25 protein-coding genes and 3 pseudogenes are annotated in these 22,576 nt (G+C 31.4%); 11 read left to right on the top strand and 17 right to left on the bottom strand.

Annotated elements, in window-relative coordinates:
- Positions 1–71: 71 nt before the first annotated feature.
- Positions 72–1,058 carry a DUF4046 domain-containing protein gene (locus tag ACUN28_RS28810; protein WP_016135659.1) on the bottom strand — a complete coding sequence of 329 codons (987 nt, stop codon included), beginning with the start codon at positions 1,056–1,058 and terminating at the stop codon, positions 72–74.
- Positions 1,059–1,284: 226 nt separating this feature from the next.
- Here ACUN28_RS28810 and ACUN28_RS28805 point away from each other — a divergent pair, with 226 nt between their 5' ends.
- The gene (locus tag ACUN28_RS28805) at positions 1,285–2,778 is read left to right on the top strand and encodes a peptide MFS transporter (protein WP_088083971.1); all 1,494 of its coding nucleotides are present in this window, start codon (positions 1,285–1,287) and stop codon (positions 2,776–2,778) included.
- 140 nt (positions 2,779–2,918) lie between these two features.
- On the opposite strand, the pseudogene ACUN28_RS28800 reads toward ACUN28_RS28805, so the two are convergent.
- The 4 genes and pseudogenes from ACUN28_RS28800 to ACUN28_RS28785 form a co-directional block, all read right to left on the bottom strand.
- A pseudogene (locus ACUN28_RS28800) lies at positions 2,919–3,080 on the bottom strand (GNAT family N-acetyltransferase); the annotation flags it as partial.
- Between the two features lie 580 nt (positions 3,081–3,660).
- Positions 3,661–4,461, bottom strand: coding sequence for an ABC transporter permease (locus ACUN28_RS28795; protein ID WP_098405257.1), 801 nt, complete (start codon positions 4,459–4,461; stop codon positions 3,661–3,663).
- A 5-nt stretch (positions 4,462–4,466) separates the two neighbouring features.
- Positions 4,467–5,255, bottom strand: coding sequence for an ABC transporter permease (locus tag ACUN28_RS28790; RefSeq protein WP_445423463.1), 789 nt, complete (start codon positions 5,253–5,255; stop codon positions 4,467–4,469).
- Positions 5,230–6,258, bottom strand: coding sequence for an ABC transporter ATP-binding protein (locus ACUN28_RS28785; RefSeq protein ID WP_445423462.1), 1,029 nt, complete (start codon positions 6,256–6,258; stop codon positions 5,230–5,232). The genes ACUN28_RS28790 and ACUN28_RS28785 overlap by 26 nt, the downstream gene beginning before the upstream one ends.
- 618 nt (positions 6,259–6,876) lie before the next feature.
- On the opposite strand from ACUN28_RS28785, the gene ACUN28_RS28780 reads away from it, so the two are divergent.
- The 4 genes from ACUN28_RS28780 (at position 6,877) to ACUN28_RS28765 (ending at position 10,339) form a co-directional block, all read left to right on the top strand.
- Positions 6,877–7,251: a GntR family transcriptional regulator gene (locus tag ACUN28_RS28780; RefSeq protein ID WP_016089753.1), complete on the top strand. Its 375-nt coding sequence runs from the start codon at positions 6,877–6,879 to the stop codon at positions 7,249–7,251.
- 2 nt (positions 7,252–7,253) lie between these two features.
- The gene (locus ACUN28_RS28775; RefSeq protein ID WP_445423461.1) at positions 7,254–8,123 is read left to right on the top strand and encodes an ABC transporter ATP-binding protein; all 870 of its coding nucleotides are present in this window, start codon (positions 7,254–7,256) and stop codon (positions 8,121–8,123) included.
- A complete protein-coding gene (locus tag ACUN28_RS28770; RefSeq protein ID WP_445423460.1) occupies positions 8,107–8,742 on the top strand; it encodes an ABC-2 transporter permease in 636 nt (211 codons plus the stop codon). The genes ACUN28_RS28775 and ACUN28_RS28770 overlap by 17 nt, the downstream gene beginning before the upstream one ends.
- A gap of 166 nt (positions 8,743–8,908) precedes the next feature.
- Positions 8,909–10,339, top strand: coding sequence for an IS4 family transposase (locus tag ACUN28_RS28765; RefSeq protein WP_098405254.1), 1,431 nt, complete (start codon positions 8,909–8,911; stop codon positions 10,337–10,339).
- A 373-nt stretch (positions 10,340–10,712) separates the two neighbouring features.
- On the opposite strand, the gene ACUN28_RS28760 is transcribed toward ACUN28_RS28765, so the two are convergent.
- The 3 genes from ACUN28_RS28760 to ACUN28_RS28750 form a co-directional block, all read right to left on the bottom strand.
- Complete coding sequence (locus tag ACUN28_RS28760) at positions 10,713–11,321, bottom strand: hypothetical protein (protein WP_445423459.1); 609 nt, start codon at positions 11,319–11,321, stop codon at positions 10,713–10,715.
- 120 nt (positions 11,322–11,441) lie between these two features.
- Positions 11,442–11,651: a hypothetical protein gene (locus tag ACUN28_RS28755; protein ID WP_048894675.1), complete on the bottom strand. Its 210-nt coding sequence runs from the start codon at positions 11,649–11,651 to the stop codon at positions 11,442–11,444.
- Positions 11,652–11,794: 143 nt separating this feature from the next.
- Positions 11,795–12,304 (bottom strand): hypothetical protein, encoded by a 510-nt coding sequence (locus ACUN28_RS28750; RefSeq protein WP_016089758.1) that lies wholly within the window; start codon positions 12,302–12,304, stop codon positions 11,795–11,797.
- Between the two features lie 330 nt (positions 12,305–12,634).
- Here ACUN28_RS28750 and ACUN28_RS28745 point away from each other — a divergent pair, with 330 nt between their 5' ends.
- A complete protein-coding gene (locus ACUN28_RS28745; RefSeq protein ID WP_097851724.1) occupies positions 12,635–12,994 on the top strand; it encodes a DUF3796 domain-containing protein in 360 nt (119 codons plus the stop codon).
- Entirely contained in the window at positions 12,984–13,184 is a 201-nt protein-coding gene (locus tag ACUN28_RS28740; RefSeq protein ID WP_087955543.1) for a helix-turn-helix transcriptional regulator, read from the top strand. The genes ACUN28_RS28745 and ACUN28_RS28740 overlap by 11 nt, the downstream gene beginning before the upstream one ends.
- Positions 13,185–13,293: 109 nt before the next feature.
- On the opposite strand, the gene ACUN28_RS28735 is transcribed toward ACUN28_RS28740, so the two are convergent.
- The 7 genes and pseudogenes from ACUN28_RS28735 to ACUN28_RS28705 form a co-directional block, all read right to left on the bottom strand.
- Positions 13,294–14,100, bottom strand: a complete 807-nt coding sequence (locus ACUN28_RS28735) for a CPBP family intramembrane glutamic endopeptidase (protein WP_098405252.1) — start codon at positions 14,098–14,100, stop codon at positions 13,294–13,296.
- Between the two features lie 236 nt (positions 14,101–14,336).
- Positions 14,337–14,447 carry a YjcZ family sporulation protein gene (locus ACUN28_RS28730; RefSeq protein ID WP_000540371.1) on the bottom strand — a complete coding sequence of 37 codons (111 nt, stop codon included), beginning with the start codon at positions 14,445–14,447 and terminating at the stop codon, positions 14,337–14,339.
- Positions 14,448–14,845: 398 nt separating this feature from the next.
- Positions 14,846–15,034, bottom strand: coding sequence for a DUF4177 domain-containing protein (locus ACUN28_RS28725; RefSeq protein ID WP_016089762.1), 189 nt, complete (start codon positions 15,032–15,034; stop codon positions 14,846–14,848).
- Between the two features lie 126 nt (positions 15,035–15,160).
- Complete coding sequence (locus ACUN28_RS28720; RefSeq protein WP_098505840.1) at positions 15,161–15,487, bottom strand: hypothetical protein; 327 nt, start codon at positions 15,485–15,487, stop codon at positions 15,161–15,163.
- A 127-nt stretch (positions 15,488–15,614) separates the two neighbouring features.
- Positions 15,615–16,631 (bottom strand): hypothetical protein, encoded by a 1,017-nt coding sequence (locus ACUN28_RS28715; RefSeq protein WP_098405250.1) that lies wholly within the window; start codon positions 16,629–16,631, stop codon positions 15,615–15,617.
- Between the two features lie 494 nt (positions 16,632–17,125).
- Complete coding sequence (locus ACUN28_RS28710; RefSeq protein ID WP_016089765.1) at positions 17,126–17,326, bottom strand: hypothetical protein; 201 nt, start codon at positions 17,324–17,326, stop codon at positions 17,126–17,128.
- A 224-nt stretch (positions 17,327–17,550) separates the two neighbouring features.
- Positions 17,551–17,855: pseudogene (locus ACUN28_RS28705) on the bottom strand (ArsR/SmtB family transcription factor).
- A 369-nt stretch (positions 17,856–18,224) separates the two neighbouring features.
- On the opposite strand from ACUN28_RS28705, the gene ACUN28_RS28700 reads away from it, so the two are divergent.
- The gene (locus ACUN28_RS28700; RefSeq protein WP_016089766.1) at positions 18,225–18,398 is read left to right on the top strand and encodes a hypothetical protein; all 174 of its coding nucleotides are present in this window, start codon (positions 18,225–18,227) and stop codon (positions 18,396–18,398) included.
- A gap of 270 nt (positions 18,399–18,668) precedes the next feature.
- On the opposite strand, the pseudogene ACUN28_RS28695 reads toward ACUN28_RS28700, so the two are convergent.
- Positions 18,669–19,028: pseudogene (locus tag ACUN28_RS28695) on the bottom strand (peptidylprolyl isomerase); the annotation flags it as partial.
- 416 nt (positions 19,029–19,444) lie between these two features.
- Here ACUN28_RS28695 and ACUN28_RS28690 point away from each other — a divergent pair.
- The 3 genes from ACUN28_RS28690 (at position 19,445) to ACUN28_RS28680 (ending at position 21,604) form a co-directional block, all read left to right on the top strand.
- Entirely contained in the window at positions 19,445–19,927 is a 483-nt protein-coding gene (locus ACUN28_RS28690; RefSeq protein ID WP_016089768.1) for a thioredoxin family protein, read from the top strand.
- A gap of 39 nt (positions 19,928–19,966) precedes the next feature.
- The gene (locus ACUN28_RS28685; protein WP_016089769.1) at positions 19,967–21,112 is read left to right on the top strand and encodes a DUF418 domain-containing protein; all 1,146 of its coding nucleotides are present in this window, start codon (positions 19,967–19,969) and stop codon (positions 21,110–21,112) included.
- 297 nt (positions 21,113–21,409) lie between these two features.
- Positions 21,410–21,604, top strand: a complete 195-nt coding sequence (locus ACUN28_RS28680) for a hypothetical protein (protein ID WP_016089770.1) — start codon at positions 21,410–21,412, stop codon at positions 21,602–21,604.
- A 264-nt stretch (positions 21,605–21,868) separates the two neighbouring features.
- Here the strand turns inward: ACUN28_RS28680 and ACUN28_RS28675 are convergent, their stop codons facing one another.
- Positions 21,869–22,552, bottom strand: a complete 684-nt coding sequence (locus ACUN28_RS28675) for a CPBP family intramembrane glutamic endopeptidase (RefSeq protein WP_016089772.1) — start codon at positions 22,550–22,552, stop codon at positions 21,869–21,871.
- Between the last annotated feature and the right edge of the window lie 24 nt (positions 22,553–22,576).

The raw sequence follows: 22,576 nt of genomic DNA, 5'->3' as shown, positions 1-22,576 counted from the left end.
TCTTCCTCCAAATTAATAACCGAATGTTATATCATAAACTTTCTCAATAATTATGAATTTAATCATTACTTTTACATATATCCTTTTAACATATTTTTTGAAAAACGATTTGGATATAGAGCAATAAGCATTTCATAGGGACTTCCTTTCCAATAGCGTTTTAATGGTGTCCATAATTTCTGTTTTATTAGCCATTTTTGATTAAATATTTTTAATAGCTGTTTTTCATCCAATTTTTCTTTTTCTTCAATAGTCCATCTTAACGCCTCTAATGCTTTACGTTTAGACCAATATCCAACAGGAGTAACTTTAAATTCCCATTCTTTAAAACGGTCTCTATACAAATCATTAATCATTCTAAACGGACTATTCCCCCAAAACATTTGACATGCTGATGCTAATCCATGGGTCTTTAACCATTTTATATTGTATACATCAAGCAATTGTTTAGGGGTTAATCTCTCTTTTTCTTCAATAGTCCATTTCAATGCTTCTAATGCTTTTTCTTTCGTCCAGAAGTTATTAGGAGTCATACCAAATTCCCATTCTTTAAAACGTCTTGGATAAAGATCATTAATCATTGCATACGGGCTACTATTCCAATACATAGCCAGAGGTGCACCAAGCTTATTTTTTTCCAACCATTTTTTCCCGTATAATCCTAAGAGCTTTTCTTGTGAAAGGCCCTCTTTTTCCTCAATAACCCATTTCAAAATTGTTAATGCTTTTTCTTTCGTCCAAAAATTTAAAGGAGTCATACCAAATTCCCATTCTTTAAACTGATTTGGATACAAATCATTAATTGCTTTAAAAGGGCTATTTTCATACCTATGTTTGAGTAATCCCCGTAGCCTATACTTTACAAGTAATTTTGTGTTCCATTTTTTTCTTATGTCTTCCTTACTCCATTTTAAAATACTGTTAAGTAAATATATTAATACCCTCCGCGCCATTTTATTATCTATATCTTCTTTCCATGTATTTGGAGGAAATCTATTTCTTTTTCCATCTAATATTTCCTGATAAATATCTTCTATAGAAACTTCTTTCATTAACAATATATAAATCCTCCTACAGTTTGTATTAATATTTATACACTATCATCATTTTTAATCAATATATCCACATTAAATAATATAATTAAAATCTCCTTGGAAATCAACTAAAAATTTGTTTTTTACGAAAAATCTAATAATTAACTAAGTAAATTTTTATTTTAATTTTCTAATTATTAGTTTATACTAGTTTAGTATTGTTATATTTAAATATAAGGAGTGTATTCATATGGAGAAGCTTAGTAAAAGCGATATTATTCGTACTGTTCCGCAAAGCGGTTTTTTCGGACACCCTAAGGGGCTGTTTACCCTATTCTTTACAGAGTTTTGGGAGCGATTCTCTTACTATGGAATGAGAGCAATATTACTTTACTATATGTATTATTCAATCTCACAAGGTGGTTTAGGGATGGATCATGCGACCGCAGCGTCAATTATGGCCATCTATGGATCTCTCGTTTACATGTCTGGCATTATTGGTGGCTGGATTGCAGATCGTCTATTAGGTTCAAGTAGAACGATTTTTTGGGGTGGAGTTTTAATTATGATAGGTCACCTGATTTTAGCACTACCAGGGACTATAAGTACTTTATTCATATCTATGGTGTTTTTAGTACTTGGTACAGGTTTATTAAAACCTAATGTATCTAGCATTGTTGGTGATTTATATAGTGAAACAGATACTCGACGTGACTCAGGTTTCAGTATTTTCTATATGGGTATTAATTTAGGAGCTCTTTTATCTCCTTTTATTATAGGGACACTTGGTCAAAAGTATAACTTCCACCTAGGTTTTGGTGTTGCTGCAATTGGTATGCTATTAGGATTAATTATTTTTGTTCTTACAAAAAAGAAAAATCTTGGTTTAGCAGGAACACAAGTACCAAATCCTTTAACAGACATCGAAAGAAAAAAAGTTATTATACAGTTTAGTATTGTTACATTAGCTATAGTACTATTTTGTATTTTAACGATACCAACAGGTATTTTAACTATTAATCGATTCACTTTATTAGTAAGTATCTTAGGGATTCTCATTCCAACTTGTTACTTTATTTTTATGTATCGTAGCCCGAAAACTACAAAAATTGAAAAGTCTCGTTTAATTGCTTACATACCATTATTTATCGCTGCTACAATGTTTTGGGCCATTCAAGAACAAGGTGCTATCATTTTAGCTTCATATGCTGATCAGCGTACTCAATTAAAGTTGGCCGGGGTGGAACTTCAATCTTCATGGTTTCAATCATTAAACCCTATTTATATTGTTTTGTTAGCACCGGTATTCGCTTGGTTATGGGTAAAGCTTAATTCACGTCAACCAAGTACGGCTAATAAATTTGCTATTGGTTTATTATTTGCTGGTTTATCTTTCTTAGTTATGATTATCCCTGCATATATCCATGGCACAGAATCCCTTGTAAGCCCTATGTGGTTAGCGATTAGCTTCCTATTAGTAGTAATCGGGGAACTTTGTTTATCACCTGTAGGTTTATCAATTACAACCAAATTAGCACCAGCTGCCTTCTCTGCTCAAACAATGAGTCTGTGGTTCTTAACTAGTGCAGCTGCACAAGCTATAAATGCTCAAATAGTTCGATTATATAATCCTGAAACAGAAATTATTTATTTCGGTGCAATTGGTGGTCTTTCAATCATTTTAAGTGTAATTTTATATTTTATGGCTCCAAAGATTCAAGTTTTAATGAAAGGCATAAAATAAAAAAAACTGTGCTAAAAACTTGTTATAATGCAGGTTTTTATGCACAGTTTTTTGAATACCTTTTTTTACATATAAATATATTAATGACATTTGTTTATTTATTCATTGTATTCTTGTTCATTATCATATTGATTATGTCAATAGCTTTTCTCATAACTTGCAACGTCTTCTACTGTATATTCTATCCTTTTATTTACTTTTGAAAGAGAAAGAATTAACCGAGAACTCACTATAAAACTATCATCAATTTCAGATAAACTGTCTAAATCATTTACTTTTAATTCTCTAATTAAAAAATCCATCGTATCCTCCTTTAAGGAGTACCTATAATTAATATTATTTCGCATGGCTCTTTTTATATTCTTTATTTGATTCTAATTTACTAACTGATTATCCTTATTACAAAACAGAATAAAAAATTATAAAAACAAAAAGAAGATAACGAGCGACATGTATAAGCAATAAATTAATCTATATATATGTATAATTAAATTTAAAATTATTGATATCAATGTTATAATAAAATCAACCAAGAAGCATCCAACATATTTTGATTAATCACTATATTTTCTTTCATTGTATGTCAATATATAAAAAGACACTTTATAAAGTGTCTTTTTATACGTTATAAGGTTATTACATTAATTTCATACTTATCCTTTTGTTTCTCCATAACTAGACTCCTTATGTGAAAATTTAACACTACTAGCCCAAACAACATTTATCTCAAATCATATACCGATTTACAGTTTGATACGTAAATAATACAACTAGCTCTTTTCAGTTCCAATTGCTTACCTCCTTCTGAATTAACTCTCGATGTTAATTAGAAATATAACGAATTGTTTTTCCAACCGACTTTCTTACACACAATCCTTAGGATTAACTTCCTGTACTAGTGAATGCACTTAATCCATATTTCCAAAAACGATAAGAAATGAAACATAGTATGATAGCAACGAGTGGTGTACACAAAGATACCCATTTATACCCTTTATCGAAGAAAAAGGCAGCTGGATAAAAGGATGTGAAACTGTAAGGAATAATAAACGTTAAGATAAATGCGATAACTTTATTATAAATTGTAATCGGATATCGCGAAAAATCACTTAAATTGAATACTGCTGATACAACAGGGAGACTATCTGTCATCCAAAAAGAAAATGTTATAAAAAATAAATTTAATGCAACAAAGATAAGACCACTTGAAAAAATCATTATGATGAGTATTAGTACATTTCCCAATGAAATTGCAATATCTAGATTACTAATGGAATAATAAAGAACCATTCCCCCTATTATTAGTTGCCCTATTCCATCTTGTTGAACACGCTCCGCTATAATTTGGAACAGCGGGTTAATAGGACGGATTAGCAAACGATCTAAATTTCCTGTCCGAATGTATTGCCATCCAATCGTCCATAAATTATCAAAGAAAATGTGATGGATTGCCCTCCCTGCAAACGCAATACCGTAGATTAAGAGAATTTGATAAAAGTTCCACCCTTTCAAAGTCTCAATATGATCGAATACAACTTTTAAAAAAAAGATAGCGGCAAATTGTTGAATGAAGACTGAAGAAATTCCTATTAAAAAGTCTACTTTATATTCCATCATAACTTTTAAGTGTTGCTTAAAATAGACAATGTATAAGAATGAGTATCGTTTTAGAGTTTGCAACAACTCAATCACCCCCCAAATATTGTGATTTTTCGGATTGCTAAAGTCCATAAAAATCTAACAAGTACTGTAATAAAGATTAACCATATGAATTGTGTAACAATTGCCGTATAAGCCTGGGTACCTGAGATAGAACCTGTATAAATAGAAACAGGTATATAGACCATAGACTGAAAAGGCAAAAACATACTAATTTTTTGAAACCATTGTGGATAAAGCGATAATGGTACAAGTGCTCCGGAACAAAATTGAAGAACAGACTCTCGTAGAAGTCGAAGTCCCCATATATTAATGGTCCAAAAAGCTAATATACCAATAACAAGATCTAGTTGAGTTCCAATTAAAATCCCTAAAACTACACTTACCGTAAATAATAGAAAAGACTCTATTGATTGTGGTAGTTGAATTCCTACAAACCAGACGGCAAACAGTAGCATAGGGAACGTTGTACGCATAGAATTAGAAATTTTTTGCCCTATATCCATCGCTACAAGTTTATCTAACAAATGATATGGCTTCATAAGTTCCAATGCTATATCACCTTGTTTAATCATTCTCGCTAAATTGGTTCCCACTCCAGATACGTATTGTTCCAATAACAAAGCTATAACCATATAAGTTAGCATATTAGATAGTGAAAGTGCTCCAACAGTCTCTTTATTCTCGTATACAGCAGTCCAAAAATAATACAACGTACATAATTTAACGATAATTGCAAATGTACCCGCCCAATACCACGCTGCATATGAGGTATCTAGCTTTATCTGCACTTTAAGCATTTCCCAATATTTTCTCAAGGGATTTCTCACCTCCATGCTGATAAAGATCTTTAATAATTGTCTCTAATTTAGGGTTTGAAATCGTCAAATCTAATATTTTATTGTGCCTTGCAAGTTCGGAAAGCACAAATTCCGATGAAACTGTCTTTGTGTGAAAACTTAACTCTACGCGAGATTCATTTTCTGCTTTATTCTTCTGTACCACTATGTAATTTTGTAATGATACAGGAATCTCAAACATTGTGTGCTCTTCTAATTCTAAAGATAGGATGCGGTTATAAGAAAAACGATCTTTTAGATCTTGTAAGTCCCCATCATAAATAATAGATCCTTTATCGATAATAATAATTCGCTGGCAAAGCTCTTCTATGTCCTGCATATCATGAGTAGTTAATACAACTGTTGTGTCCAATTTCTTATTCATTTCCTTAATAAAACTACGTATCTTTTCCTTTACATCAATATCTAAACCAATTGTAGGTTCATCTAGGAATACAACAGAAGGTTGATGAAGAAAAGCAGCAGCCAACTCACAACGCATTTTTTGTCCGAGTGATAGCTGACGAACAGGTAATGTCATTAAGGTTCCGAGATCCAGTACATCTTCAAGTAATTGCAACATTTCCTGATATTTTGTTTCTGGAATCTCATAAACATGTTTTAATAGTTCGAAAGACTCCCGCACCGGTATATCCCAAGCAAGTTGTGTCCGTTGTCCAAAAACAGCTCCAATATTTTTAGCATTTTCCTGCCTATTTTTGTATGGAATAATTCCATTTACCTTAATTTCACCAGTATCTGGAGTTAAGATTCCACACAGCATCTTAATAGTGGTTGACTTTCCAGCACCGTTGAATCCGATATATCCAACCATTTCTCCTTTTTTAACAGAAAAAGCAATCGGTTGCACTGCCTGTTTATCATAATATTTCCGTTTTATTAAAGCTTTTATTGCACCCAGTAAACCTGGCTTTCGCTCTAAAATCTTATAGCTTTTCGTAACATTCTTTACTTCAATCATTTATAAATCCCCTACTTCCCCTTTTACAAATATTAGCCGTTATACAGCTAAAGTATGATAGCAATTAAATAAATACCTTCACCCTACTACACCTGCCTCCCATAAAATAAAGATTAATTGTAGATTATAAACTAACATCCCTTTTTACGAAAGCGTTTGCATTAATTGGAAACTAGTATAATTTTACAGGAGCATTTAAATATAATCAACAGATTTCAGTGTGGGGAAACAAGCCACACGCAAAGACCTTCTTTCTTTGACCTAATATCTTTTATGTAATTTTTTAAGCCTCTTCCATATCGACCTTTTTCCCATAATTAATTCTCTAGATGCTTTTCTTTCTCGAATAGAGTAAACATCAAGTAACCCTAAAATATACAATAAAAATAGTAGGTGGGGAATATTTGACGCTTACACGAAAAGCGTTTTCCCTAAATACCCTCTAAAATGAAAAAGGCGTTATTCTTTCGAGAAATCTTAGGAAAGGATAACGTCTTTATATCAATATGACGGTTTCCTATATGAAAAATTAACACCGTTCTAAATGTGTATATTGTATATATTGTACACATTGTGTATAATGTGTTCATAAGCATTTAAGAGGCAAGGAGTTGAATCATGAAAATCTTACTATCTAATAAGTCTAAGTCGCCTATTTATCAACAAATCATTGATCAGATTATATTTCAAATATCAAATGAAACATTGAAAGTAGATGATTCGTTACCTTCTATGCGTTCATTAGCAAGAGACTTGAAGGTAAGTGTTATTACTTCAAAAAGAGCGTACGAAGAACTTGAAAAAGCGGGTTACATCTACTCTATAGTAGGGAAAGGCTCGTTTGTTGCAAAACAAATAAAGAAACAACGTGCGGATGAACCAAGTGATCCAATACGTGAAAAGTTCAGTACAATCGTTCGAGAGAGTAAGGCTAATCATTTATTAAGGGATGAGTTAATACAAATTATTAATCATATTTATGAGGAGGAATAAAAATGGAGAACATTGTAGAAGTGAAAAATGTTTCAAAAACATATAAGGGATTTTCTTTAAAAAATGCATCGTTCAACATCAAAAAGGGGTTTGTAACGGGATTTATTGGCGCAAATGGTGCTGGGAAAAGTACGACAATTAAACTTATTATGGATCTTATTAGCAAGGATAGTGGAGAAATCACAGTGTTTGGTAAAGATCATCAAAAGGACCAAGTTTCTATTAAAGAGCGTATTGGATTCGTATACGATGACAATATCTATTATGAAGATATGACAATTTATCAACTAAAAAAATTCATTGCTACAGCGTATAAAAAATGGGATGAAAATCAGTTCCAATCCTACTTACAACGCTTTGAGTTACCGACTAACATAAAAATGAAAGAGATGTCTACAGGGATGAAAATGAAGACTTCCCTAGCGTTTGCACTTTCACACCATGCCGAATTTATACTTATGGATGAACCGACATCTGGACTCGATCCTGTATTTCGAAGAGAACTTTTAGACATCCTTTATGATTTAATGGTCGATCAAGATAAAACAATTTTTTTCTCCACACATATTACCACTGATTTAGATCGTATTGCTGATTATATTGTATTTATTCATAATGGAGAGATTGTGTTTGAAAAAGATATACATAGTATTGCTGAAGAATATGCAACTGTAAAAGGGGATAATTCCTTGCTTACGCCGAAAATCAGAGAACAATTAATCGGGATTCGTGAAACAAACGTGGGATTTGAAGCACTCACAAGTAACGCCAGCCGTTCACGTACGCAATTAGGGAATGATGTATTAATTGAAGAAGCGACATTAGAAGATATTATGTACTATACAAAAAAGGGGAATGTTCAATATGTATAATTTAATATTAAAGGATTTTCGATTGCAAAAATTAATGATCTTACTCTATGTACTTGGTATATGCTTTTTTATAGGGACGTTTGGAAATTTTGGATTTATAGTCGTTTTGGTGGCTAGTTCTTATATGATAAATTTACATTATTACGACGAAAAGAATAATAGTCACAAATTTATTAATAGCCTGCCTTATAGTAGAAATAAAATTATTATGTCAAAATATATCGGTACAGTGTTGTTTACAATTCTAGTAGTTCTATTCTCATTATTGATTCAAGTAGTAATTCAAGTTGCATCCCCGACTTATGGAGTTGAAATTGAAACACCACAGACAATTGTGGTTAATATTCTTACTGTCATGTTGTTTACATCTATTTACTTACCATTTTTCTATCGTTTCACCAATAAATATTTGATGGCTGCTGTCACCATTATTTTCCCTGTATGTGTTGTTTTATGGAGACCACTTGAGGCATATGTGCATATTACTGACCTTGTATATGGTGTTACTTCACAATTTACTATTAATCAACTAATTGCACTTGCTTCAATCGTTACCATGCTTATATTTATCGGTTCTTACTTCTTAACGGTGAGAATTTATAAACGTACTGATTTTTAAAAATTCTTTTTAACTGAAATATAGAATACTTAACTGTTGTACAGTTTTATTCTTAAACGCTTTGGTGCTACTTAATCGCTATCAAACAAATAAAATAAAGTTCTCCCCTCAAATGAAAAAATACGCTATTCTTTCTGTAGAATCATAGGAAAGGATGGCGTTTTTTATGTCTGTTTCTGTGTATGACGAATTACAACTATTTGCTCAAGAGATTCAAAGTTTTTTATCTCCAAATACCTTACGAGATTTTGCTAGGGATGTCGGTTTCGTACAACGGACCAGTAAATACCAAGCAAAAGATTTAGTCGCTTTATGTGTATGGATGAGCCAAAATGTCGCTACAACTTCTTTAACTCAGTTATCTAGCTGTTTAGAATCATCAACAGAAGTACTCATTAGTCCCGAGGGACTGAATCAAAGATTTAATAAAGCGGCCGTTCAACTTTTACAACATGTATTAGCTGAACTACTAAACCAAAAATTAACCTCATCTATGCCGCTTTCTTCTCCATATACTTCTGTTTTCAAGCGTATTCGTATTTTAGATTCAACCGCATTTCAACTCCCAGATTCTTTTTCATTTGTTTATCCAGGTGCAGGAGGATGCAGCCATACAGCGGGGTTAAAGATTCAGCTTGAGTATGACTTATTAAGTGGAAAGTTCCTACATATTCATACAGGTCCCGGTAAACAGCATGATCGAACCTATGGTTCTCTGTGTGTTCCAACTGTGGAACCAAATGATTTATGTATCCGTGATTTAGGGTATTTTCATTTAAAAGATCTTCAACATATACAAGATAAAAAGTCTTACTATATCTCTCGTATTAAATCCAATACACGTATTTATCAAAAAAATCTCACACCTGATTATTTTCAGGATGGAAGAATAAAGAAAGGTACAGAGTATATACAGATAGATATGGAGGTTTTAATGAACTCTCTTCAACCAGGACAAACATGTGAAATATCTGATGCTTATGTAGGAATGATTGATAAAGTGCCAGCTCGTGTAATTGTTCACCGATTAACCAAACAACAGCAACAAAAACGATTACAAGATCAAGCTGTAAGAGAAAAAAAGAAAGGAATGAAGTATTCTCCTCGTAGTAAACGACTCAGTGGTATCAATGTATATATGACAAACACCCCTACAGATATTGTCCCGATGGGACAGGTACATGACTGGTATTCTTTACGTTGGCAAATCGAGATTTTATTTAAAACGTGGAAATCATTCTTTCAAATTCATCATTGTAAAAAGATAAAACCAGAACGATTAGAATGCCATTTGTATGGGCAACTGATTGCCATTCTACTCTGTTCTTCTATCATGTTTCAAATGCGGCAATTACTTCTTATGAAAAAGAAAAGAGAACTAAGTGAATATAAGGCACTATATATGATTAAAGATTACTTTTTTCTTCTTTTCCAAGCTATACAGAAAGACACCCAAGAGCTATCAAAGATTCTAATTCGCCTGTTCAATCTTCTACAGCAAAACGGGAGAAAATCTCATAGGTATGAGAAGAAAACAGTCTTTGATATATTAGGTGTTGTTTACAATTGTACTATGTCTGATAATCAAGCGGCTTAAATCAAAAAAATGAAACCCATTAGGGCTTATTTCGTATGCAAATCTTTCAATTCCCAACACCTAGCCTTTAGAAAAAAGAAACAACCTTTACTATAATTGACGTTATATGAGCTTAGCTTGATAGCGATGGGGTCTCGCCACATGCCCATCAAGCTAAGATTTTAAGACACCCCCATAACGAGAACTTTACCTTTTCACAATTATTTATGAGAATTCGGTTCATTTTTTCCGTTTTGGGGAAGAATCAATTTCTTAAGTTGATGGCGATGTGGCGAGACCCCACGTATAAAAAAAGACACCCAAAGGTGCCTTACGACTTGAACCACTTTAATTTTAATAATATGTATTGGACTCCCATCCGAATATTATTTTATTACTTGCTACACATATTTACTTTTTCTTGGTACTTTACAATGCTTTCTTTTGTGGCCGGATTCTGTTCGGCATTTTTTAATTGTTCAAGAACATTTTTCGCGTCATCACAACTCATTTTTTCTCGTTCTTTATCCTCAAATGATTGTGCTTTTCTTTTTGCATACTCCAAACCTTCTTGTTCCTGGCGTTCTTCTTTTTCTTTGAGTTCTTTTTCAATCTTTTGCTCATTTTCCCATTCTTTTTGAACGTGTTCACATGTTATTCCAACTTCTGGCGAACCGCAAAGTTCAGGTTCTTCTTTTTTTTGTTGCTTCACTTCACGTTGCTTTTGAGCTTGTGCTGCTTGTTGTTTACGGGCTTGTTCCTGCTCTTGACGTTGTTGTTCTTCTCTTTCTGCTTGTTCTTGCTTCGCATTTTCTTCTGCCTGTCTTTGAGCTTCTGCTTCTTGCTTTGCTTTCTCTTCCGCCTGACGTCGCTCTTCTTCTTGTTTCGTATTTTCTTCCGCTTTAGAGTCATTAGAGTTAGCTGCTGTTTCGTTAGATGAGCATGCTGCTAATCCCATAATTAAAACGAAACCTATGAGTGCGATTAATAGTTTATTGTTCATAATATGTATCCCCCGGTGTCTAAAATGTAAGATTACCTGAACTTTGATAACAAACTATTAATCGCTATATTGTCACATTATGTCGAAAATGTACAAAAAAAGACACCCTAAGGTGCCTTCCTACTCTGTAACAAATTTAAATACATAATACATGAAAATTAACAAGGATAGACTTGCTAGTCTGCCAGCAATCGATTCTTTCATAAATTTCATAAGTACTACTTTGACAAACAATGCTAAGAATAACGGTATAAACAGTATAATAGCCAGCTTGATTGCTAAGTCATTTATAGTTGGGTTAAATGGTTCAAAATTAATTATGATATTCACTTACCTTCTTTTTAATCTTATTATTTGTATAATACATTTTTATTGTTTTGTCCACAATAAAAAAGACACCCTAAGGTGCCTTCCTCCGACTTGAGCCACTTTAATTTCAATACTATGTATTGGACTCCCATCTAAATGTTATTTCATTTTGTTTTTAAGCTTTTTTCATACGCTTTAACTTCGTCAATAGTTTTAAATACTTTTAAATCAAATATCTTTTCTCCATCAATACATACAACTAATACTCCATCTTGAGCTTGAAGAACACTACCTACATTACCTTTTCCGAGTGAAATACTGAAGGGATTCTCTACATTTAATGATTTCTTTTTAGCAAGATAATCTTTAAATGGCATACCAATGGATAGTTCGTCTCTTAAGCCTTTAATAGTGTTACCAGAAGTAGTTGTTGGTTGTTCCTTTTTTGTAGCCTCTTCTTGCTGTTTGCGTTGCTTTTCAGCCGTCTCTTGTTCTGCTTTCTCCTTTTTCACAGTCCCTTTTTCTTCAGCTTTCTTCGCTTTCTCAGCTTCCTTTTGTGCTTCTTGCTCAGCTTTAGATTCTTTGGAAGTACTTGCTGTCTCGTTAGATGAACATGCTGCTAATCCCATAAATAAAGCGAAACAAGTAAGTGTTGTTAATAGTTTTTTGTTCATAGTATGTATCCCCCAGCGTTTAAAATATAAGATTTACCTGAACTATCATAACAAATATAATCACAACTATTTTGTCATATTATGTCGAAATGAAATAAAGAAAAGACACCCTAAGGTGCCTTCCTCCGACTTGAACCACTTTAATTTTAATAATATGTATTGGACTCTCATCCAAATATTATTTTACCATGTTAAGTAATATTGATGTAACTTTTAGATAAATTTGCGACGTTTATAAAACTGTTGTACTGTTTTCTGTCCTTTTTATTATCAAGTTTATGTGATATATTTATAACATAAAGAGCGAAATACATCACATAGGAGGTTTATATGAAAAATAAATTAGCATATTTAGGATTTCTTGGTTTTTTGGGCTTTTTAGGTCCGCTTACATTTTTAGGTAATATTTTATGGGCATATTATTTTTTCGGTTTCTTTTTCTTCTTCGCATATGCAAGAGTAGTACCGGATGAGCTTTTTATGCTGCATGTTCGGATCGCCGCTACAAGAGCTTTTTTTGTAGCAATAGTACTAGGCAGTATACTACTCTTAAGTGTTTTTATATTTGAAAATGTACATATAATTCGGTTATTCGTTATAATTTCATTTTCCATACCTTTAGGCACATTCATAATTAATTTAGAAGTATTTGAGCATAGAGAAAAGAAAGGGATGCAAGATGCCACTTAAGACTCGAATGAAAGAATATAGAGTAAAGTTAAATATGTCTCAAGAAGATTTAGCTAATAAGGTTGGTGTTAGAAGGGAAACAATTGGCAATCTTGAAAATGGAAAATATAACCCTTCATTCAAACTTACTTATGATATTGCAAAGGTTTTAAAAGCGCCTATTGATGTTCTGTTTTGGTTTGAAGAATAGGTTATGTATAAAAAATAAATTCAGATTTCTAACAAGAGACTCTATTTTATTTAAACTTTTTTCAAAATAGAGTCTTTAAAATTACCATTTGGGGTATCCTCAATATTTTTTACAAGAATGCATATAAGTTATAAGTAATATGAGCAATTATACAAGGAAAAAGTGAATTAGTTTTTTTATAAAGTAATGAATACATAATTCCCATTATAGTTGCAAAAATAATAAATCCGATATCATAATTATGAGCTATTCCAAACAATAAACTAGATATAATTAATCCAACTACAAAAGAATATTTCACTTCAAAAAATTTAATAATAATTCCACGATATAATATTTCTTCACATATCGGTCCAATTACAACAATTGATAACATAGTAAGTATATAAATAATCAATGTCTTCTCATGTAAATTTTCTATACCTAAGGATTTATCCTGGATATTAGCAGAATCAGAAAAATATAGATAAGTTATATTATCTGTCGCTATAATCATAAGATTAGCTAAGAAAATATATATAAATGTTCGAAATGAATACAGAGGTTTAATATTAAATATGGATAATATCATTCTACGAAATGGTTTGTATATTGATATAAATAAAATTATTATTAACAAATTAAAGAAATTCAATAAAAAATTATTTACTAACTTAATATTATTAGCGCTAAAATTCTTCTGAATAAACTCTAAAGATTTTGTTATCTCTAATGGAACACCTACAAATAGTATTGTTGCAATACCAATACTAAATATCCCCAAAACAAATTGTATCCATGAAATTTTATTAGTTTGAAGTTTCTTTTGTTCAAGATCTACTATTTCTTCGTTCGATAGTTCAAATTTTTTTTTGCATTCTCCACAACACTGGGTATTCTCGATTCCAGTAGAGTTGCATTCACTACAAATTTTCATATAGCCCCCCAATTTTAAATTATCTTTTTTATTAATCATAATTTTGTCGCATAGAGAAAAGACACTTCCCTAAAAGTGCCTTCTCTCTACTTAATCTACATAAGACTTCTCTTACATCACAAATATATCTGGGTTTCCACCCAACTTTATTTTACTACATCTATTTATAAAGTTTAATTAATTTAATGTAAATTTCATAAAGAAAAGACACCTTAAGGTGCCTTTTCCAATAATTTTTAGCAGAAACAACTGCATCCGATAATGATTAATAGAATAAACAATACAACTAATAAAGCAAATCCTCCAGCAAAACCGCAGCCTTCGCCGCAACTACCACCATATCCCATAACAATAGTGCCTCCTTTAGATCAGAGGTAAAACTAGGGTTCATTCCATGCATTTTAATGGGTTCACTTTACCTTATGTTTTGAAGAATTAATTGAGCAGGTCCTTTAGAAAATAAAGAAAAGACACCCTAAGGTGCCTTCCTCCGACTTGAACCACTTTAATTTTAATAATATGTATTGGACTCCCATCCAAATATTATTTTACCATGTTAAGTAATATCTGGGTACCGCCAGCATTTTTGAAGAAAAACACGCTAAGCAAAAAAATACAATAAGCTGTCCATATGGAAGTTGATTAATATTAGCTTATTTGTCTTATAAGTTAAATCGAGAACAATTAGATCCCAAAATATTTCAGTTCTTTTTGTATGTTATTTAAGGCAAACCTCTTTCGTTTTTTAAAGAAATTCTTTGGTTCGTTTGAAGATAATCTCCAAAGAACTCGTATATCCTGCGAGTGTTAGAGTAAGGACTTGAACAAATTCCCAACCATCCTCAGCATGCTCTATAATAATACGCTTATAATCTTCTTTGGGTTGCCATTTCCATCCATCAATTTCGACTTTCACAAATTTGTAATCATACATATTCTTCCACCCCTTTTTCCATAATTGTACCATTTAGAAGAAGCGATGTATTGTACTTTTTTGACTGTATACTCTATACATATGAAGTTAACATAACGCATCATTATTGGAAATCATTTTAAAATTTTATGTTTCAATTTTTTCTTTACCCTTAAGGATAAACCACCGTATCAAAGCTACAAGTAGTATGAAAAGCGGTATTATTTGAATAAAGAAAAATCCTTTCCAAAAATAAAGTGGGTTATTATATGTAAATTCTGTTGCCGCCTCATTTGTATAAGAAACAAACGAACCTACCAAACCAGAAATTGGAATTTTTAGTAGATTTATCGCTAAACAGATTATTATCGATGATAGATTTTTAGCCTTAATTTTTGGTGAAACAGACATGAAAAATAAAAATATTGAAGTACTGGATATAAGAAAAAATGGTATTACATAAAAAATCAACATAATAAACCTCCATGATTTTGATTGTACCATCAGCAAAGACAACTTAGTACAAATTCTCATAAATAGAGTATTCATGTGAGATTAACAAAACGTCTCATTATCGGTAGCAATGAAAAGGACTTTAAATTTAATTCGTAGGATCTCTTTCTTTTACAAGATCTTCGATGTTATTTGCTTCTTTGATTTCTTTTGACGATAACCAATTTTCATTTATTGTTCCTGTCTTATTCGTTAAATAGATGTTAAAGTTTTTATTATATAGTTCTTCTTTAAGGATTGTGGTTACTTTGATTAAATCCTCAATTAAAAGAGGATTGTTTTCAAATATATTATTGGTGGTATTAATAACTAAAGTCACTATATATTTTCGACTATCTTCAACATCCGAACTTGAATAAGTAATACTTTTAATTGCAAATCGATCGTTTTGCATTTCATGTAATCTTTCTTCTACTTTTGTTTGCGTTCTAATCCAATTTTCCCAATAAACGTTTATGGCGTCTTTCATCGTGGATTTCATTGTTCGTAACAGTTCTTCTTTTGTTATCCTTTCTTGCACATTTTTAAAAGGTTCACCTAAAGATTGGCCAGTATGATCCTTAATTTCAAGTTCTGTTATCTTTTTATTATTCTTCTGAATGATTTGAAATAGAGCATATAAACGATCTAATTCTACTGAATTCAATTGGCTAAAGTCAATCTCATTACTCATTTGCAAAGTTAATAATAATTCATTAGTTGGTTTTCCTTCATCTGGATCTTTATTATCTAATATATATTGAAGAGGATTTTCCGTTTCAGATTCCACGTAGCCTAATTTTTTTATTTCTTCTAAAGTTGGTTTGAATTTCTTATATTCCTCAAATGTTTTTTTTCCGTATTGGTATTCATCACCTACTGGATTTGAATAGAGGAGACCTTGTACCTTTACTCGGAATTTTAGATATTTGTTATTTTTTTCTTGCACAGTATGGTAGGTATTACCACCATTATTTTCATTTATCGAGCTCCAATCTGTTACAACTACATCAATACCGTGTTTTTCTTTTATATATTCTTGTACCTCAGCTCCATTTTCTTGATTACAACCACTTAGACATAAGAAACATAATACTAGCAATATTACATGCTTCAAACTTTTCATATAAGCACTCCCTACGTAAGAATTAATTCTTGAATGTGCAGCACACTGCAAATCCCTCTTTTCCTTAGTCGTATACTTTAACTTATATATAGTGTGAATATTAAATCATTTAAGTTATTGACGTGCCATCTATACTGCTCGAAGCATTACTGTCTTAAAATATACAACCTATTTGTTTTAAGTTCTTTCTCAATTCTATAAGCATATGGTCCATTAAGCTCATATCTAAAACGTTCATTCATACCATGGTATCTATTTTACTATAAAATCTGGTTCTCTTATTAAAATGTTCTTTTTTTGTTTTTTGTTCCCTAGTATACATGTTCCTTCTACTTCAATAAGGGAGGATTTATGGAAAGACATTATACAATCTCAAGTTATGCACCATATATAAGAAGAATCCAACAAACTATGATTAATCACTACATTTTCTTTCATAGAATGTCAACGTAAAAAAAGACACTTTCTATAGTGTCTTTTTTGCAATAGTATACCTATGTTAGCTTTTTACACTCTAAAATAAAGTAGGTATCCTTACAAGTAGTATCCTCATTGTAAATACGTTCAATAATTTCCGCTGCATACTCTTTATCTTCACATGTTTCTGCTAATCTCTTTATATAGTTTTTTACAATTTGTATTGTTTCTTCCTGATCTAGATTGCTTTTCATCAATTCAGGGTTGAAATATCCCAATTCGTACACTCCTTTTCATTAATGTAATGATGATTTCTCTCTCTTTTCTCACATATATAGGGGTCCCACCACATGCCCATCAACTTAAGATTTTGAAATACTCCAAAACGATAATTTTATGTATTATGCTCGTTTTTATTATTTTGAGGTAACTCGTCCTTTTTAGCTGGATAGCGATGTGGCGAGACCCCTATAACGGCTTCTTATTTGGTTATATTTTTGTTTTAATTTATATTCGAAACATTGAGGATTTCTACAATTTTATCTGCTTTCGAATTGTTTATAGAGTAGTATACCTCTAGCCCTTTTCTTTCAGCATGTAGAACGTTCCTTTTTAGTTTAGATAGATGTTGAGATGTTGTAGATTGTGGAATATTCAAAATTTCTGTAGCTGAGTTACATTTAACGTTTTCTTATTAGTTAATTCATTAATGATATGTAGTCATAATGGGTGTGCCATTGCCTTTAATAGTTCGATATCATCTTCGGGAATTTGAGTATCAATATTAGTATCTAGAATTCTATTCATGATATATCCTCACTTTCTAATAGTATTTTTTATTTGCAATATACTTATATAGTGATTAATTTGTTTTATATGTCATGAACTATTTATATAATTTTGAGTGGATTTAATGTGTGTTTATCATGAGTTTTTTGTAAATTCATAAATTATTAGCGGACATTTATAGGAGTTAGGTAATAGAAAGGGTAAATTTCATAAAAAAGCGTTTAAGATATTTATCTTCAATACTCTCTGCAATAATAAGTGTTAAAATAAAATATAAACTATAACGTATTCTAATTATGGTATAATATAGCTAGTAACTGAAGGCGTGTGGTGGGAGGTTGCAGCCTTTCTTTCTCTTAATTTAGAGGGAAAGGAGGTGTAACCGATATGGAATTTTTACAACAATTATTACAGGACACTACGAAACTATTCGTAACAGTGTTCATAACAACTTTTGCAACTGCTTGTGCTAACAAGTTAGTAGCAAAACGTAATAATAAAAGTAAAAGAACCACCCAGACGTCTGCCAAACGTAAGAAAGGTGGTTCAAAGAAAAAATAATTAAACTTTGCAATCTACCACCTAACGGCAGCAGTTACAAATTAGACGGGATGTTACCAGCATCTCGTCTTTTATTATTATGCACATAGTCAGTGAGTTAAAACCTTTAATAAAAGGTTTATCTCTACACTCTCATTATACATTTTATCTCATTGGAAAACAATATCATCTTGTTTGGTATTTTTTATTATGAAATAATGATTGATTCTGCTTAATAAATTCCTATCTTGGTGAAGTTTTTTCAATTACTTCTTTCTTTTTATACATGCCTTATAGTGTTTCCTCATTAATTTTTAAATCTGCTTTATCAACTAACTTTCCATTTTCGTTCTGCAGTTTTTGTGGATCCATATTTTGTTCAAATAAGTTGGCAGTAAGTTGAGGTTTCATTTCTTTAAATGACGGAAGTTTTTGTTTATCTAGTATTTTTATAATATGAAAACCGTAATCGGTTTGTATCGGTTCGCTTATTTGTCCAACCTGTAACTCATAAGCTTTGTCTTCAAATGCGGGTATCATACTGCCAGATTGAAGTAACCCCATGTCGCCACCCACGTTTTTAGTTGCACTATCTTGAGAATATTCTATGGCTAACTTAGTGAAATCTTCCCCAGAATCTAGTTTCGCTTTTACTTCTTTAGCTTATGCCTCGTTTGCTAATAGAATATGGCTTATATGTAATTTCGTTTTTTTGTATCATATAGTGCTTTGAGTTCACTTTCTGTAACTTTCACATGCTCTTCTGCCAATTTATTTTTTAACAGGTCTAATTTTAATTTCTTGCGTAATTGCTGTTCTGTATCCCCTTATTGTGATGGGTATAGTTTTTTAACTTTAATTTGGTACGTGAAATTATATTTACTTAATTAACCCTTTTCTTCCCTCTAAAATTACTATAGCAATCTATATAAATTTTATGTTATTATATAGATAGAAAATTTGTTTCCATTGTTTATACTTTATTGTACGTAGCGTGAAGGACAAACCTTACGCCCTGTTAACTCGGGCGAGGTTTGTCCTTTTTTTATTTTAAGGAGGAATATACTATGAAAAAAATCTACAAAATTGGAGCAGTTATAACAACTTTATGTGTTATTGGTATCACAATCTTTACTTTAACTAAAAATGAATCTGTTAACCCAGAGACTGTAACACAAAACAAAACAATTGTGTCAGCTGCAGAAACAACAGGATCACCCAAAAATATTAGAGATATTTCAAAAGAAGAATTAAAGCAAAAAATACAATCCCATGAAGAGTTCATTGCGTATTACTATCAACCAACCTGTCATTTTTGTAAAAAAGCTGCACCGGATATCAATAGTATGTCGAAAAAGCATGATAGAACTATCTATCGTATTGATATCTCTACACCAGAAAATCAAAGTGCCTTTCAAGAGTTCGACATTCCAGGTACTCCAGTTGTTGTAGCTTATAACAGGGGTGAAGAAGTTGAACGCCTAGAAGGAGTAGTGTCAGCTGCTACATATGATGGATTCTTTGCAAGACGTAATTCGAGTGCTAGCTAGTATAGTGCTCGTTTTTCTTTGTACGAAAGGAGAATTAACATGAAACAAAACGCCCGTATTCAATCTTTAGACATAATAAGAGGTATCGCCATACTATGTATCCTTTTTGTGAATCTACCTACTATGACGGGGCTAGATCCCTTTAATCAGGCAGGTTACTCTGGTACAGATAAAGCGATTCGTTTTTTAGCAGATTTGTTTATACAAGCAAAGTTCTACACTATTTTCGCATTCTTATTTGGAGTAGGATTTTATATCTTTATGAAAAATGCAGAAGTAAAAGGATATCTCATGTATAAGTTGTTTATTCGCAGACTGTGTATTTTATTAGCCTTCGGTTTACTTCACTTCACCTTTCTATGGTATGGAGATATTCTACATGCGTATGCTATAGCTGGATTTATTCTATTGTTCTTTTATAAGCAATCTACTAAGCTTATTTTTATAGCTGGTTGTAGTTTCCTAACGGTTAGTTATGTATTACATATTATTATATTTTTACAAGCAAGTTCTTCTATTCCTGAAGTACCAACTTACTATCAATATATGTTTACAGGCAACACTACCAACCACACGGTAAATCTATTTACACATTATTTATATCAAGTAAAAGCACGTTTGTTTTTTCTGATGATAGAGGAACTCCGACAACTACTAATTGGAATTCCAGAATATATAGGCTTATTTTTAATCGGCTTATGGGCTGGTAAGAAAAATATTTTTAAAAGGGTGCCGGAATTAATAAAGAAAATTAGATTTTTACAGTGGAGTTCGTTATGCATTTCATGTCTTCTCTCTTACCCTATTATCTACTACTTTATAAAAGCGGATGTCTATTACTCTAAGGATGTACAACTATGGATTCTATTTGGAGGGAAAGCGCTAGCTATATTCTATATTTGTACTCTACTTAAAGCTTGTGAGAATAAAAAATATATAAAATGTCTGCAAACCTTTATGAACGTAGGCAAGCATGCTTTAACGAATTACATTAGTCAAAGTATACTAACTCTTGTCATTCTTTCGTTGTGCTTTAAGGATGCCTCACAGGTATATTACTGGCAACTATGTATCTTCGGGATTTTAATTATTTTTGTGCAAATTATATTCAGCAAAATTTGGAGCAAATATTTCCGTTATGGTCCTATTGAGTGGGTATGGAGAAAAGGAGTTTACAAGGGATAACCTATTATATTTCTCAATATATAAAATTATTTAACACGATAAAATAATATTTGGATGGGGGTCCAATACATATTATTAAAATTTAGATGGTTCAAGATAAAGAAAGACACCTTAGGGTGTCTTTCTTTATAGAATTTAGTATTAACATGTATAACAAATTGTACATGTTAATCTGCTGCCTTATTATCCTGTAAAAGAAAAAATATAAATCCCCATAGATATCTATCTTATAGTTAATTACATACATTAATTCATGATATAATTATATCCATATATTAAACTTAAAGGGTGATAATAATGAACTCATACACAAATAAGCAAAAAATAGTATCCCTTATAATAGCTTCATTTATCTTTTTCAGTTTTGTATTAATGGGTATATACAATGTTACAAAATCAAATTTCTTTTACGTAAATTTAGCAGGTTTAACCCTCAATAGTTTCATGTTATTTTTAGCAGCTAAAGCATTAATGAAACAGATTAAAGACTAAGTATATACAATGATAGATTTAAGCTTATTTGAAGGATCGACACATCACAGTCAAGCGAATAAAATTCAGATGGAGGATTCAACATGAATAATCTAAAAAACTACTTAAACGAGAATCTTTTTATGAAGTATTCTCTATATATAATATTAGGAGCTGGAACAATAAGAGCCGGTTATGAATTTGGCTATTTCATTACTAAATTCATGTTTTAAAATAATAAGTGGTGTTAATAACAAATAACACCACTTATCAATATATTTTTCATCATATAACTTGAAACATAATAACTATTAAATTCATAATTGCATGAACAAAAAATGATACTAGTAACCGATTAGTACGCACATACACCATAGCAAGCACAAGTCCAATTAAAAAATATCCAAATATAAATGGAAAGTCAAAATGCATAATAGAAAAGAACAATGAACTTATTAATATACTCCAAGTTTGTGTAAATCTTCGTGTTAAAATATTTATGGCCGCATAACGAAAAACAAACTCTTCTACTAAAGGTGCAAGAAGAACAATTGAAATAAGTTCCACAGGAGATATTACTGCAGCAGCAACTGTACTAGACGTATTTGCTGATTGCGTAGTAAGCTGGAATATACTCTTATCTAAAAGACTGCCAACCATCTGCCCAAGAAATATTAATATGATCCCAACTAAAATCCATACAAATGAGTTTCTTGATAATTTAATTGATAACTTCGTATCTTTCATTATCTCTTTTCTATATATAAGAAAAAAGATTATCAACGTAAGTGAAAACCCAATTAGTTCCCAATGCACGAGAAGTTGTTGGATTGCTTGCTGTTGGTTTCCCTGAATATCATACCAACCTGTCTTCGCAAGCAATTGGACACCTATAATCCCAACAAATTGAGTCATTATAAAATATATAAGTATGATATAACCTGATTTATGTAAATTACTATTATTCATGTTTATGTATTTACCCTTTACTTT

Source organism: Bacillus sp. WC2507, assembly GCF_052656125.1.
This window is presented reverse-complemented; position numbering and strand designations above follow the sequence as displayed.